The sequence below is a fragment of the Psychroflexus salis genome (assembly GCF_014640175.1).
Classification (GTDB): Bacteria; Bacteroidota; Bacteroidia; order Flavobacteriales; family Flavobacteriaceae; genus Psychroflexus; species Psychroflexus salis.
In genome coordinates this window covers 1-14,016 of record NZ_BMGL01000014.1, presented here as the reverse complement: position 1 = coordinate 14,016, position 14,016 = coordinate 1, and the positions used below count along the sequence as shown (strand labels likewise).

Annotated in this window: 16 protein-coding genes; 3 read left to right on the top strand and 13 right to left on the bottom strand. The window is 31.9% G+C overall.

Annotation, left to right across the window (positions count from 1 at the left end):
- The first annotated feature begins 53 nt into the window (after window positions 1-53).
- Complete coding sequence (locus IEV63_RS11610) at window positions 54-662, top strand: bifunctional nuclease family protein (protein WP_188406989.1); 609 nt, start codon at window positions 54-56, stop codon at window positions 660-662.
- A 10-nt stretch (window positions 663-672) separates the two neighbouring features.
- On the top strand, window positions 673-2,385 hold the full coding sequence (locus IEV63_RS11605) for a NupC/NupG family nucleoside CNT transporter (protein WP_188406988.1): 1,713 nt from the start codon (window positions 673-675) through the stop codon (window positions 2,383-2,385).
- Here the strand turns inward: IEV63_RS11605 and mutS are convergent.
- The 13 genes from mutS to IEV63_RS11540 form a co-directional block, all read right to left on the bottom strand.
- On the bottom strand, window positions 2,382-4,955 hold the full coding sequence (mutS, locus tag IEV63_RS11600) for a DNA mismatch repair protein MutS (RefSeq protein WP_188407051.1): 2,574 nt from the start codon (window positions 4,953-4,955) through the stop codon (window positions 2,382-2,384). The two genes, IEV63_RS11605 and mutS, sit on opposite strands and share 4 nt — an antisense overlap.
- Window positions 4,956-5,165: 210 nt before the next feature.
- Window positions 5,166-6,194: an FISUMP domain-containing protein gene (locus tag IEV63_RS11595; protein ID WP_188406987.1), complete on the bottom strand. Its 1,029-nt coding sequence runs from the start codon at window positions 6,192-6,194 to the stop codon at window positions 5,166-5,168.
- 93 nt (window positions 6,195-6,287) lie between these two features.
- Window positions 6,288-7,349: a dual-specificity RNA methyltransferase RlmN gene (gene rlmN, locus IEV63_RS11590; RefSeq protein WP_229737241.1), complete on the bottom strand. Its 1,062-nt coding sequence runs from the start codon at window positions 7,347-7,349 to the stop codon at window positions 6,288-6,290.
- 103 nt (window positions 7,350-7,452) lie between these two features.
- Window positions 7,453-8,079 (bottom strand): thioredoxin family protein, encoded by a 627-nt coding sequence (locus IEV63_RS11585; RefSeq protein WP_188406986.1) that lies wholly within the window; start codon window positions 8,077-8,079, stop codon window positions 7,453-7,455.
- Window positions 8,076-8,606, bottom strand: coding sequence for a TlpA family protein disulfide reductase (locus IEV63_RS11580; protein WP_188406985.1), 531 nt, complete (start codon window positions 8,604-8,606; stop codon window positions 8,076-8,078). The genes IEV63_RS11585 and IEV63_RS11580 overlap by 4 nt, the downstream gene beginning before the upstream one ends.
- Window positions 8,607-8,612: 6 nt before the next feature.
- On the bottom strand, window positions 8,613-8,921 hold the full coding sequence (locus tag IEV63_RS11575; protein ID WP_188406984.1) for a hypothetical protein: 309 nt from the start codon (window positions 8,919-8,921) through the stop codon (window positions 8,613-8,615).
- Window position 8,922: 1 nt separating this feature from the next.
- Window positions 8,923-9,873, bottom strand: coding sequence for a signal recognition particle-docking protein FtsY (gene ftsY, locus IEV63_RS11570; RefSeq protein WP_188406983.1), 951 nt, complete (start codon window positions 9,871-9,873; stop codon window positions 8,923-8,925).
- A gap of 99 nt (window positions 9,874-9,972) precedes the next feature.
- A complete protein-coding gene (locus IEV63_RS11565; protein WP_188406982.1) occupies window positions 9,973-10,125 on the bottom strand; it encodes a DUF4295 domain-containing protein in 153 nt (50 codons plus the stop codon).
- 6 nt (window positions 10,126-10,131) lie between these two features.
- Window positions 10,132-10,314 (bottom strand): 50S ribosomal protein L33, encoded by a 183-nt coding sequence (gene rpmG, locus IEV63_RS11560; protein WP_188406981.1) that lies wholly within the window; start codon window positions 10,312-10,314, stop codon window positions 10,132-10,134.
- 17 nt (window positions 10,315-10,331) lie between these two features.
- Entirely contained in the window at window positions 10,332-10,571 is a 240-nt protein-coding gene (gene rpmB / locus IEV63_RS11555) for a 50S ribosomal protein L28 (protein ID WP_188406980.1), read from the bottom strand.
- Between the two features lie 128 nt (window positions 10,572-10,699).
- Entirely contained in the window at window positions 10,700-11,965 is a 1,266-nt protein-coding gene (locus IEV63_RS11550) for a competence/damage-inducible protein A (RefSeq protein ID WP_188406979.1), read from the bottom strand.
- Between the two features lies 1 nt (window position 11,966).
- Complete coding sequence (locus tag IEV63_RS11545) at window positions 11,967-12,578, bottom strand: fumarylacetoacetate hydrolase family protein (protein WP_188406978.1); 612 nt, start codon at window positions 12,576-12,578, stop codon at window positions 11,967-11,969.
- 3 nt (window positions 12,579-12,581) lie between these two features.
- Window positions 12,582-13,349 carry a 3'-5' exonuclease gene (locus IEV63_RS11540; RefSeq protein WP_188406977.1) on the bottom strand — a complete coding sequence of 256 codons (768 nt, stop codon included), beginning with the start codon at window positions 13,347-13,349 and terminating at the stop codon, window positions 12,582-12,584.
- A 130-nt stretch (window positions 13,350-13,479) separates the two neighbouring features.
- Here IEV63_RS11540 and IEV63_RS11535 point away from each other — a divergent pair, with 130 nt between their 5' ends.
- A complete protein-coding gene (locus IEV63_RS11535) occupies window positions 13,480-13,884 on the top strand; it encodes a BLUF domain-containing protein (RefSeq protein WP_229737240.1) in 405 nt (134 codons plus the stop codon).
- Window positions 13,885-14,016: the final 132 nt, after the last annotated feature.

Genomic DNA, 14,016 nt, shown 5'->3' with positions numbered 1-14,016 from the left:
TTAGGTAGATTTGCCTAGTTTTTAGACCGCTTTTTAATTATTTAAAATCAACCATGAGTTTAGTTCGTCTTAACATAAAGGGAATATCTTACAGCCAAACACAAAATGGAGCTTATGCATTACTACTAAGTGAAATTAACGGCAAAAGACAATTACCAATTGTTATTGGTGCTTTTGAAGCGCAATCTATTGCCATTGCTTTAGAAAAAGAAATTAAACCGCCTAGGCCACTAACCCACGACTTATTTAAAGCTTTTGCTGACCGCTTTGCAGTAAATGTTAAACAAGTTATTATTCACAAACTAGTAGATGGCATTTTTTACTCGAGTTTAATTTGTGAACGCGATAAAATTGAAGAAATAATCGATGCAAGAACTAGTGATGCTATTGCTTTAGCTCTTCGGTTTGATGCACCAATTTTTACTTACATTAATATACTTGAAAAGGCTGGCATACAACTAAAACCAGGAAGTAGTGCTGGGTTATTCGATGCCAAATTATCAGACAAAGAAGAAACAACAGGAAAAAGCTCAGCATCTAGTTCAAAAAATGAACTTACTAATTTTAGCATAAATCATTTAAACCAACTCTTAGAAGATGCTGTAAAAAATGAAGATTATGAGAAAGCAGCCAAAATTAGAGACGAAATTTCTAAACGTTAGATTTATTTAAATGAAAATTATCTTTACCTTCTTATTGACATTTTTTAGCCTTTTTGGCATACTTGGTCAAACTAACAACAGTAATTTGCTAAAGCAGTGGAAAGTTTCTGAAATATATAAAAAAAACACTGATCAAAAATTTTTCAATACAGAAGAGATTGAAATATCTTTTACTTTTAGTAAAAATGAAACTCTAAAAATAATTAAAGATTCTGTTGAAATTGATGGGAGATATAAAGTTAAAGATAGTGTGTTGGTACTTCAAACCAATGGTAATATTTTTAATTTTTCAAGTTTTGAATTTTATATAAAAGATGATTCGCAATTATATTTAGAAAATAACGAATTAAAAATTCAACTTCAAGAAGTTGAAAAAAAATCAGTTTTAGCTTCCGAAAACAAGAAAGAACTTGTAAAAAGTCAAGGATTTACTTTTAAAAGCTTCTGGCGTGGAGTTTTAGGAATGATTGCTTTATTAATTATTGCTGTTTTATTTAGTGCTAATCGAAAAGCGATTAGCTGGAAAACCGTTGGTGCCGGACTAAGTGCACAATTAATTCTTGCAATTGGTATTTTAAAGATTGGCTATGTACAAGCTTTTTTTGACATTATTAGCAAAATCTTTGTGAAAATTCTTGATTTTACGGTAGCTGGAAGTGAATTTTTACTTGGTGATTTAATGAATACTGAATCTTTTGGCTTTATTTTTATCTTTCAGATTTTACCCACAGTTATTTTCTTTTCAGCCTTAACATCGGTATTATTTTACTTAGGTGTAATTCAAGTTGTAGTTAAAGGCATGGCTTGGGTGCTTCGAAAGTTATTGGGAATTTCTGGCGCTGAGGGTTTAAGCGTGGCAGGAAACATCTTTTTAGGTCAAACCGAATCGCCACTCATGATTAAAGCTTATTTAGAAAAGTTAACCAAATCTGAAGTGCTTTTAGTGATGATTGGTGGAATGGCAACAGTTGCCGGTGGAGTTTTAGCAGCTTATATTGGTTTTTTAGGTGGCGACGACCCTGTTGCTAAATTAGAGTTTGCAAGGCATTTGCTAGCAGCCTCGGTAATGGCTGCTCCTGGAGCTATTGTTATTTCTAAAATTTTATATCCACAACAAGAAAAAATAAATCAAACAGCAGAAGTTTCACAAGAAAAAATTGGGTCGAATATTCTAGATGCGATTTCTAACGGAACAACGGAAGGTCTAAAATTAGCTGCCAATGTGGGTGCAATGCTATTGGTTTTTATCGCTTTTATAGCCATGATTAATTATGGTTTAGAAAAATTTGGAGATTTAACTACCTTAAATGCAGTAGTTGCAAACAACACTCCTTACGAATCATTTTCTTTAGAATCTATATTAGGACTCGTTTTTGCTCCTTTAATGTGGTTGGTTGGTGTAGCCAAAGAAGACATGATGTTAATGGGGCAGTTATTAGGAATTAAAATTGTAGCTAGCGAGTTTGTTGGCTATATTCAATTGGCAGAATTAAAAGATACGGCTAACTTATTAAGCTTAAAATTTGAAAAATCGGTAATCATGGCAACTTATATGCTTTGTGGTTTTGCAAATTTTGCATCTATAGGGATTCAAATTGGCGGAATAGGATCTTTAGCTCCTGGACAGAGAAAAGTTTTATCTCAATTTGGACTTAGAGCCTTATTAGGTGGAACGCTAGCATCATTACTTTCTGCTACTATTGCAGGGATGATTATTGGTTAATCTTTCTTTTTAACTAGCATCCGTTTTATTTCATTCAGTTTCATTAAGGCTTCAACAGGAGTTAAGGTGTTAATGTCTAAATCTACAATTTCGTCTCTAACTTGTTCTAACAAAGGATCATCTAAATTAAAAAAACTAAGTTGCGGTTGGTTGGCTGCTTGGTTTAATTTACCTACTAATTCTTCAGAAGCATGGCTTTTTTCTAATTTTTCTAGAATTTTATTGGCACGCGAAATAACATGTTGTGGCATGCCTGCCATTTTAGCTACATGAATACCAAAACTATGTTGGCTTCCACCAGCTACGAGTTTTCTTAGGAATAAAACTTTATCTTTTAACTGTTTAATTGAAACATTAAAATTTTTAATTCTTGGAAACTTTTCGGTCATTTCATTAAGCTCATGGTAATGTGTAGCAAATAAAGTTTTAGCACGAGCTGGATGTTCATGCAGGTATTCGCTAATTGCCCAAGCTATAGAAATTCCATCGTAAGTACTAGTACCACGACCAATTTCATCAAGCAATACCAAGCTTCGTTCAGAAATATTATTTAAAATGGAAGCCGTTTCGTGCATTTCGACCATAAAAGTTGATTCGCCCATGGATATGTTATCGCTAGCTCCCACTCGGGTAAACAATTTATCTACTACACCAATTTCTGCAGATTTAGCGGGTACAAAACTTCCCATTTGTGCCAATAAAACAATAAGAGCAGTTTGGCGTAACAAAGCTGATTTACCACTCATATTAGGACCAGTTACCATGATTATTTGTTGCTCTTCTCGATCTAAAAAAATAGAATTACTAATGTAAGCTTCGTCTGCTGGTAATTGTTTTTCAATAACAGGATGCCTTCCATTTTCAATTTGCAAGGCATAGGAATTATTAATGCTTGGTTGGCAATAATTTTCAATTCTTGCTAACTCAGCGAAACCACATAACACATCAATTTTTGCAATGTATTGAGCATTTTGCTGTACAGCTTCAATATAATCGCCTAACCAAATAACCAATTGCTGAAACAAGTCTTGCTCTAATTTTAATATTTTTTCTTCGGCTCCTAGAATTTTAGCTTCATAAGTTTTCAATTCTTCAGTAATGTATCGTTCTGCACTTACTAAAGTTTGTTTACGAATCCAATTTTCAGGAACTTTATCTTTGTGTGTATTTCTTACTTCTAAGTAATATCCAAATACATTGTTGCTTCCTATTTTAAGACTTGAAATTCCGGTATGTTCAATTTCAGTTTTTACCATTTCATCCAAGTAATCTTTACCTGAAAAAGCAATTTTTCGTAGTTCATCTAATTCTTCGTGAAAACCTTCAGCAATTACATTTCCTTTATTGATGTTAACCGGTGCATCTTCATTTAAAGCTTGTTTTATTTTTTGTTGAAGTAATTCGCATGCGTTTATATTTTCACCTAAAACGCGAAGTGATTCTAAATTAGATACTAGTAAAATTTCTTTAATAGGTAAAACAGCAGCTAGTGAATTATTTAGTTGATTTACTTCTCTTGGACTTATTTTCTGGGTAGCTACTTTAGAAATTAAACGTTCTAAATCGCTAATTTGCTTTAATTGCTGCTGAATTTGTTGTTGAATTCCATGATGATTATAAAAGAAGTTAACAATATTATGGCGCTGTTCAATTTGAGTTTTGTTTTTCAGCGGAAAAGCGAGCCAACGTTTCAACATTCGGCTTCCCATGGGTGTAATGCTCTTATCAATTACATCAATTAAAGTAACCGCTCCAGGAGATGTAGATGTGTATAATTCTAAATTACGAATGGTAAATTTGTCCATCCACACGTAAGCATCTTCTGGTATTCTTGCAATTTGTGCAATATGCTTTATTTTGTTGTGTTGGGTTTCGCTTAAATAGTGTAAAATTGCTCCAGCAGCAATAATGCCTTCTTGTATATCTTCAATACCAAAACCTTTTAAAGATGTAGTATTAAAGTGTTGTTTTAATGAATCGTTTGCATAATCTATCTTAAACAACCAATCTTCTAGGTAATACGCATTAAATTCTTGTGAAAAATGAGATTTAAAAATAGTTTTATCCTGTTTAGCAACCAAGACTTCGCTTGGAGAAAAATTACGCAACAATTTATCGATATAATCTATTTTTCCTTGTGAAGCAAGATACTCGCCTGTAGACACATCTAAAAAGCTAACTCCAACCGTATTTTTAGAGAAATGAAGCGCAGCCAAAAAATTGTTTGATTTACTTTGAAGCACTTCATCGTTTAAGGCTACTCCGGGAGTTATTAATTCAGTTACACCACGTTTTACAATTTGTTTGGTTTGTTTGGGATCTTCTAATTGATCGCAAATGGCAACTCGCTCGCCTGCTTTAACTAGCTTAGGCAGATAGGTGTTTAAAGAATGATGCGGGAAACCAGCCAATTCTGTACGTTCGCTTCCGTTGTTTCGATTGGTTAAAACTATATTTAAAATTCGGGCTGTTTTTACAGCATCTTCACCAAAAGTTTCGTAAAAGTCACCAACTCGAAATAACAATAAAGCATCTGCATACTTGTGTTTTATTGCATTGTATTGATTCATTAAAGGCGTTACCTTAACTTTTGAAGATTTTTTTGCAGACAAATCATATTTTTTGAAACGCTAAGGTAAAAAATGAAGTTATAGGTTTTATAAAATTATGGTGGAAATATTCAAACCATACTTAAATTGAAGCTATTTGTTCAAAAAGACATTTACATAAAAATTAATTGCCAATGCAAGAGCTTATTTGCCTTTTAATCTTTTAGATATCTATTCATCTTTAACACAGCGAATAGACAAAGCAGCTTCTTTATTATATTGAAAATTAATTAAATCGCCTCTATTTTGTTGTAAAGACTTTGAATATGCTTCAGCATTATTATTAATTGGACTGGTAGATGTCCACCAATGACCAGCAGTACCGATACCAAAAAAATAGTTTTGTCCAAAAGTACGACGCCTTCCACCTGGAAGAGCTGTAAAGCCAGTTGAATTAATTGCAGCATTGGGACTTTCCCAATTATCTACTCCTTGTTCTTTAAGGAGATTAGCAACAAATACACTGCCCAAGTAATCTGTTAATTGATTCCACTCAGCATTACTAGGTAAATGCCATCCATTAGGACATGCACCTTGAATTCCACTTGGATTTGAACTAGACGAATTATTTGATCCTCCTACAGCGGCTGTCCAGTTATACAATACTCCAAAATTATTATAATTAAAAGTGTTCTTTGCTGCAGCCAAACTATTACCATCATAACCGTACACATAATGGTAAGGAACTGATTCTGAACTTGAATCAGGACTTGCTACACTTGGTAAATATTTAAGGTTTTCTGCCATCCAAATTTGGCTACCTATTTCAACAGCTTTGTATACTTGACCGTCTCTAGAATCTGTAAAGGTAGACTCATAATTTCCATTCAGAGTTGAAAAATGAATAGTACTTCCATAGCTAGTACCATCACTATTTGTTGCATAAGCACGTACATAATAAGATGTTGACGAATTTAATCCTGTAATGTTACTAGAATAAAGACCTAGTCCGCTTCCATCAGAAGTCTTATTATCTTCTATCGTAGGTGTATTGTCAGTAGACCAGCAAACACCTCTTTCAGTTATTGTTTTTCCTCCATTATCTATTATTTCTCCGCCACTTGAAGCGCTGTTTGTTGTAACTTCTAACACTTCTACTGTGTTAACAACTGGCAAGGATTCATCACTATCACAACTCAAGAAAAGTGCCAGTAATAAAATAAGGACTGAATATAGCGGTGTATTGGAGATAATTTTCATTATTTATATATTTTAAACAAAGTTATAAAAATTCTGAAAGAATATATTTCTGTTATATAATATCAATGTTGCAATTTAAAAAAGTTAGAATAATTACTGTTTATTGGCTAATTGACCACAAGCTGCATCAATATCTTTACCACGAGAATGTCGAACTGTAACTGTTATACCTTTATTTTCTAGTTGCTTTACATAGTTGGCAACCGCAATATCTGAAGCTTGTTGAAAAGATTCGTCGCTATCAATTGGGTTATATTCAATTAAATTAACTTTACATGGAATCGCTTTACAAAAATCTACCAAAGCATCAATATCAGCTTGTGTATCGTTTATACCTTCCCAAACAATATATTCGTAAGTAACTCTCTTTTTAGTTTTTTGAAACCAGTAAACTAATGATTCTCTTAAATCTGCCAAATTAAATTTTTCAGTAAAAGGCATAATTTGCGCTCTTACTTCTTGTCTTGCAGAATGAAGAGAAACTGCTAAATTAAATCGCACTTCATCGTCTGCTAATTTTTTTATCATTTTAGGAACACCAGAAGTAGAGAGCGTAATGCGTTTAGGCGACATACCTAGGCCTTCAGGACTGGTAATCATTTCAATAGATTTTAAAACATTATTGTAATTCATTAAAGGTTCGCCCATTCCCATATAAACAATGTTAGAAAGCGGCATGTTATTGTACATTCTACTTTCTTTATCTATAGCCACAACTTGATCGTAAATTTCATCTGGGTTTAAATTCCGCATCCTTTTTAATTGAGCGGTAGCACAAAATTTACAATTTAAACTACAACCCACTTGTGAAGAAACACAGGCAGTAGTTCTAGAAAAAGTAGGAATTAAAACAGATTCTACAGTTAAGCCATCATGCAATTTTACAGCATTTTTAATGGTTCCATCTTCACTTTTTTGCATGTGGTCAACTTGTACATTATTGATTACAAAATGTGTTTCTAATAATTCACGGGTAGATTTAGACAAGTTGGTCATATCATCAAAGCTATAACATGCTTTACTCCATAACCATTCGTATACTTGATTTCCACGAAATGCTTTGTGTCCTTCTTGTACAAAGAATTCTCGAAGTTGATCTTTGCTAAGAACTCGAATATCTTTTTTTGAATCTATTTTTCCTTCTGTTTTTTTCACTGTGCAAAAGTACGAATTTGAAAAAGGAATTATAAAGATGTATGAAAAAGAAAATCCACTTCTTTAAGTGAAGTGGATTTTGTAATTAATTTTATAGGAAAAATTATTTTGTTTTAATTGTACATCCAATCGCTTTTGTTTCTTTAAGCTCTATTTCTTTACCTTCGTTTAAAGCTTGAATTGCATTTTCTAAGAAACGGATTTTTACTTGAGCAGCATTTTTATAATTGTCATCTATAGCACCAATGTATCTTAAAACAAAGTTACTGTTTTCGTTATGAAGCAAAAATACGTGCGGTGTTCTGGATGCTCCAAATTTTGGATAAACTTGTTGTTTCTCATCTAACAAATATGGAAAAGTAAAGCCTTTTTCTTTTGCTCTATTTTTCATTTCAGCAAAGCTATCGCCAGGTTGTACTTCAGGATCATTTGGATTAATTGCCAATACTGGGTATCCTTTTTCTGCATACTTTTTATGTAGCGCAATAATTCGATCTTCGTAAGCTACAGCATAAGGACAAGTATTGCACGTAAAAATAACTATTACTCCTTTTTGATTTGTATAATCTGAAAGCGATACATATTTTCCATCAATATTGGGTAATTCAAAATTTTCAACTTGATCTCCAATAGCGTATGCATTTTTCAATGTTGGATTGAAAAAGCTAAATAACACAAAAGGAATACTTATTAAAACTAAAATTCTAATTGATTTGAATATATTTTTCATGGCAAACGATTTTTAATTTCACTTTCTAATTCTTCAAATGTAAATGCTTTTTCGAAAAATGCACGTTCGTTTTTTGAAAAAATTAAAGTTGCAGGAATGGCACCGCTCCAATTTTCATCAACATCAGGAATCCAATAAAAACTTCGGGTATCGTCTAACAAAAGGATATTAGATACCAATTTATACTTATTAGCAAAAGGAATTACGAGTTCGTTCAATTTTGTTGAAAAATCTAAACTTACAAATGTCACTTCAACATTATCGTATCGTTGATTGATTTTCTCAAAATAAGGCAGTTCTTCAACACAAGGTTTGCACCAAGTTGCCCAGAAATTAAAAACATATAAAGTTTGCTCGTCTTTAGCCTGAAGCATGGGTTTAAATTCATCGTAATCCATTATTGGGATAGATGATTCAGTCCAGGTTGTGAATTTCTTCTCAGCTGTTTTTGATACTTTTTCATTTTTACATGAATTAAGAATAAATATGCAAATAAATAAGTAACTAATGTATTTCAATTGAAGCATAAGAATTTAATTTAAAAATTCGTGTATTTGAAGTATCCACTTGGCTTCATTTAATCTTAAAATTATGGCAGTACCAATACTAAGCAAAATAAAAGTCCAATTCTGGATTTGTTCACGTTGGAAATAATGAGCTAAAATTCCAATAACAATAATGGGAGAACTTAGAATTAAATTTTCAACTAACCATTGATTCATAAAAACAATGGCATAAATTTTAAGTGCTAAATAAAAAATAGAGTAGATTAAAATTATTTTATTGAAAACAATTTTATTCTTAGGATTAAGAATTGGGGGTTGTTTTGAAGAATCTGACATGTTATTGATTAAAGAAAGAATCTACAAATTCAATTTTATTAAAATCCTGTAAGTCGTCAATTCCTTCGCCTACTCCAATATATTTAACAGGAACTTGCAATTGGTCGCTAATACCAATAACAACGCCACCTTTAGCAGTACCATCTAATTTGGTAATGGCAAGTGCAGTTACTTCGGTAGCAGCAGAAAACTGTTTAGCTTGTTCGAATGCATTTTGTCCTGTAGAACCATCAAGTACAAGTAAAACTTCATGAGGTGCAGAAGGTATTACTTTTTGCATTACGCGTTTTACTTTAGTAAGTTCCTTCATTAAATTAACTTTATTGTGCAAACGTCCTGCGGTATCTAGCAAAACAACATCGGCATTTTGTTTAACGGCGCTTTGTACTGTATCGAAGGCAACTGAAGCAGGGTCGCTTCCCATTTGTTGCTTAATCATAGGAACATCGACACGGTCTGCCCAAATTTGGAGTTGATCGATTGCTGCGGCTCTAAAAGTATCACCTGCGCCAAGAACAACTTTTTTTCCTTGATTTTTAAACTGATTAGCTAGTTTACCAATGGTTGTAGTTTTTCCAACGCCATTTACACCTACAACCATGATAACGTGTGGATGACCTAGCTCTGGTTTTTTAGTAAGGTTATCATCTTCCGTTTCACTAAGAAGGCTAGCGATTTCTTCTCGTAAAATAGCATTTAACTCTTCGGTACCTAGATATTTATCTTTAGCAACCCGATCTTCAATTCTTCTGATAATTTTTATGGTGGTAGAGACACCAACATCGCTAGAAATTAAGACTTCTTCAAGATCATCAAGAACATCATCATCTACTTTAGATTTTCCAGCAACAGCTTTACCTAGTTTACTAAAAAAATTAGATTTTGACTTTTCTAGACCTTGATCTAGCTTTTCCTTTTTTTCTTTTGAAAATATTTTTTTGAATAACCCCATAACATGGAAAATATAAAAGCGTTTAGCCTAGCAAATATAGTAAAAACAAAAAAGCCGTAACACAAAAGCTACGGCCAATAATAAATACGTAATTTGAAATTATTTAGATTTCAAAAAATCGTTTACGTCTTCTGGATTCATAATTTTTTCAACAAATGTGTACGAACCACTCTTAGCGGATCTAACCATTTTAACGGCTTTTGTTAAACGCTTACTTCCAGTTTGTATCGTACCTACTGATTTCTTTGCCATAGCTTATTATTTTATTTCTTTATGAACCGTCATTTTTTTAAGAATTGGATTAAATTTTTTCAATTCAATTCTATCCGGCGTATTTCTTTTATTTTTAGTAGTAATGTATCGAGAAGTTCCAGGTTTGCCTGAATTTTTATGCTCGGTACATTCTAAAATAACCTGAACTCTATTTCCTTTTTTGGCCATAATCTTATCGTATTATACTATTTTTTCAAGAAACCTTTAGAACGGGCTTCTTTTAAAACAGCTGAAATTCCTTTTTTATTAATTGTTTTTAATGCCGAAGTAGCTACTTTAAGTGTAATCCACTTATCTTCTTCAGGAATGTAAAAACGCTTTTTAATAAGGTTTACATTAAACTTTCTTTTCGTTCTATTTAAGGCGTGAGAGACGTTATTTCCAGACATCGCTCTTTTACCGGTAAGCTCACAAACTTTTGACATTTCTTTACTTCTTTAAGTTTTAAAAACAGGTTGCAAATTAACTACTTTTTATCGATATAGCCAAGTATATATTGTAATTTATTTTTATTCAATTAATTCTCTTCAAAATGCAAAATCTGATTTAAAATTTATGCAACTAAATTAGTTAGATTGGCCCTCAAAAAATCCATTAATAATTCAAAAGATTTGTTTACCGCTTTATGAGTTACGCGTTCTCTGTGAGTGCCAAAATTGAATTGAAAAGATTCAGTTTTTACGCGAGATGAAATAGCTATAAAAACTGTTCCAATATCTGCATCACTATCTCCTTTAGTTGGCCCTGCATTACCTGTAGTAGCAATACAAACATCTGTATTAAACAACACTCTTGTTCGCTTAGCCATCTCTTCTGCAATTTCAGCGCTTACAACAGAATATTTTTCTATGAATTCTTTTTCAATTTTTAATACATCATTTTTTGCAGAAGTTGCATAACTAACAATACTGCCAGAAAAATAAGCTGATGCTCCCGGTATTTCAGTTATAGTGGATGCTAATTTACCGCCTGTACAACTTTCAGCGGTAGACAATGTAAGCTTGTTTTGAGTTAATAAATTAGCTATTTGTTCTTCTAACCCAAGATCTTCTTCATAGCCTCGAATAATGTCTCCGATGTATGTGTGTAAATCTTTTATTTGGGCATCTATTTCATTCTTTAGTAAATCTTCATCAGTTCCACGTGCTGTTAACCTTAAACGAACTCTACCGAGACTTGGCAGATATGCTAGTTTAATGAATTCTGGAAGTTGGTTTTCCCATTTTTCAATCTTGTTAGCAATTGCGCTTTCTCCTAAACCGTAAGTTAATACAGTTCGGTGTAAAATGAAAGGAGTTTTGAAACGTTTGGTCAACTGTGGTATAACTTCATCTATTAACAGCGATTTCATTTCGAACGGGACTCCAGGTAAGGAGATAAAAACACATTCGCTAGTTTCCATCCACATACCTGGTGCAGTACCATATTTATTAAATAACGGAATTGATTTAGATGGCAAATAAGCTTGACTTTTGTCGGCTGGTAAAATTGGAGTCTTAACATACTTTTCGAAGATTTCTTCAATATGAGACATTACACCTTCATTTAGTATTAATTCATCTTGAAAATATGTGCACCAGGTTTTTTTAGTTAAATCGTCTTTAGTAGGACCTAAACCACCGGTAGTAATAACTAAATCTACTTTAGATTTAGCCTTATTAAAAGCTTTAACCAAACATTCTTCATTATCTTGAACAGAAGTTATTTGATGAATTTCTATACCAATTGCATTTAGTTGTTTGGCTATAAAAGCAGAGTTGGTATCTACTATTTGACCGATTAATATCTCGTCTCCAATACTAATTATTTCAGCTTTCATACTATTTTACATTTAAACTAAAAACCTTTACGCTTCCGATAAAACCACTTAAAACATCATCGTTTAAAACTTGACCTACACCTGCGGGAGTACCAGTAAAAATAATGTCTCCTATTTTGAGAGTATAAAATTGAGAAACGTAAGTAATTAATTGATCGATTTTCCAAATCATTTGAGCTGAAACTGCTGATTGCACTTGAATGTCGTTTTTAAATAAACTAAAAGCAATATCATCAAGATTATAATCTGAAACATTAAACCATTTATTGGCAACAAAAGTTGCACCATCAAAACCTTTTGAAATTTCCCATGGGAGAGATTGGTTTTTTAAATTATCCTGAATATCTCTTGCTGTAAAATCGATTCCAAGTGTAAATTTAGAATAATATTTATGCGCAAATTTTTCTGAAATATGCTTTCCTACTTTGTCAATTTTAAAAACCAACTCTGTTTCAAAATGAATATTATTTGAAAAAGATGGAATAATAAATGGATTTTTTTTGGGAATAATAGAAGAATCCGGCTTTAAAAAGACAACTGGACTAGTAGGTATTAGATTTTTAAGTTCATTAATGTGGTCAACGTAATTTCTTCCAATGCAAATAATTTTCATAATCTAAGAATTGAACTGTCTTAATTTAATTGCTGTAAGGATTTTTTTTGTGTACCTTGGAAAATCAGCATTTTGAAACCATCCAAAATATCCAGGCTCTTTTTGCAAAACATCTTCAACTAATTTCCCTTTATGTTTTCCAAATGAAAAAATTTCATTTCCCTCCTTATTATATCTTATAAAACCAGCAAAATCTGCAAATTCTTTATGTTTACTAAAGTTTGCCAACCATTTTATATCATTTTCAAGATCATCATACATATCTAACTGACCTTCGAGAACTTCATAAGTAGCTGTAGTATCAGCTTCTGCACTATGTGCATGATCTAAATTTTTATTACAATAAAATTTATAGGCTGCTTCAAGTGTTCTTTTCTCTTTTTTATGAAAGATAGTTTGCACATCGACACAATTTACATTTTTTAAATCAAAATCTTGTTCAGCGCGTAACATCTCTTCTGCTAACATAGGAATATCAAAACGATTACTATTGTATCCTGCTAAATCGCAACCATTAATAAATTGTAAGATAATAGAAGCTAGATGATTAAAAGTTGGATGATCTTTAACATCGTTATTAGATATACCGTGAATCATTGTAACTTCACTAGGAATAGGAATTTCTGGATTAACAAGCCAAGTTTTAATTTCTTTATTTTGATTAGGAAATAACTTTAAAATAGAAATCTCTACTATCCTATCTTTTGCAATATTGGTTCCTGTTGTTTCTAAATCAAAAAAACATATTGGTTTCTTAAGTTTAATCTTCATTTATTTTATATTTTCCACAAAATTGAAATAAACTTTTTTGAATTCACTAAATAATAAACTAAATATTTAAAAAAATACTTATTTTTCCGGTATCATACCTTACAATATGAAATTAGAATATGTATCCTACATGAGTAATCAAGCAAACGTTTTAAATGAAAAAGACGTAGAAGATTTACTTTACCAAGTTAGAGAAAAAAACAGAAAATTAGCTATAACAGGATTACTTTTGCTTATCCAAGGGAAATTTATACAATACATAGAAGGTCCTCCAGAAGAGATTGACAAAGTGTATATAAAGATAAAAAAAGATCCTAGACATAGCGATTTGCTACTTCTAGACAAAGGAGTTTTAGAAGATAGGTTATTTTCAGATTGGTCAATGGCATATAGAAAAATAAAAGACTCGGAAATTGAAAACATTATTGGTTTTAAAGATTTAGAACTTGATAAACTATTTTTCCAAGATGAAGAAACCAGAAGTAAACATCCAGTTTTGAAAGTACTTTATAATTTTATTAGAAATCTCACATAAAGGATTAATTACAGATACTTTAATTTAATATTACTACAAACAAAAAAGTCCTTTATTTTTATAGATAAAGGACTTTTAGTATAAGGAAGGCGGCGACCTACTCTCCCACATAATTGCAGTACCATCGGCGCA

Excerpts from the sequence above, each read along its gene's own strand:
- IEV63_RS11545 (WP_188406978.1), bottom strand. The coding sequence starts at position 12,578 with ATGAAAATTATTTGCATTGGAAGAAATTACGTTGACCACATTAATGAA.
- IEV63_RS11575 (WP_188406984.1), bottom strand. The coding sequence starts at position 8,921 with ATGTCAGATTCTTCAAAACAACCCCCAATTCTTAATCCTAAGAATAAA.
- IEV63_RS11565 (WP_188406982.1), bottom strand. The coding sequence starts at position 10,125 with ATGGCAAAGAAATCAGTAGGTACGATACAAACTGGAAGTAAGCGTTTA.
- IEV63_RS11605 (WP_188406988.1), top strand. The coding sequence starts at position 673 with ATGAAAATTATCTTTACCTTCTTATTGACATTTTTTAGCCTTTTTGGC.
- rpmB (WP_188406980.1), bottom strand. The coding sequence starts at position 10,571 with ATGTCAAAAGTTTGTGAGCTTACCGGTAAAAGAGCGATGTCTGGAAAT.
- rpmG (WP_188406981.1), bottom strand. The coding sequence starts at position 10,314 with ATGGCCAAAAAAGGAAATAGAGTTCAGGTTATTTTAGAATGTACCGAG.
- IEV63_RS11585 (WP_188406986.1), bottom strand. The coding sequence starts at position 8,079 with ATGAAAAATATATTCAAATCAATTAGAATTTTAGTTTTAATAAGTATT.
- IEV63_RS11535 (WP_229737240.1), top strand. The coding sequence starts at position 13,480 with ATGAGTAATCAAGCAAACGTTTTAAATGAAAAAGACGTAGAAGATTTA.
- IEV63_RS11595 (WP_188406987.1), bottom strand. The coding sequence starts at position 6,194 with ATGAAAATTATCTCCAATACACCGCTATATTCAGTCCTTATTTTATTA.
- IEV63_RS11580 (WP_188406985.1), bottom strand. The coding sequence starts at position 8,606 with ATGCTTCAATTGAAATACATTAGTTACTTATTTATTTGCATATTTATT.
- ftsY (WP_188406983.1), bottom strand. The coding sequence starts at position 9,873 with ATGGGGTTATTCAAAAAAATATTTTCAAAAGAAAAAAAGGAAAAGCTA.
- IEV63_RS11610 (WP_188406989.1), top strand. The coding sequence starts at position 54 with ATGAGTTTAGTTCGTCTTAACATAAAGGGAATATCTTACAGCCAAACA.
- IEV63_RS11540 (WP_188406977.1), bottom strand. The coding sequence starts at position 13,349 with ATGAAGATTAAACTTAAGAAACCAATATGTTTTTTTGATTTAGAAACA.
- IEV63_RS11550 (WP_188406979.1), bottom strand. The coding sequence starts at position 11,965 with ATGAAAGCTGAAATAATTAGTATTGGAGACGAGATATTAATCGGTCAA.
- mutS (WP_188407051.1), bottom strand. The coding sequence starts at position 4,955 with ATGAATCAATACAATGCAATAAAACACAAGTATGCAGATGCTTTATTG.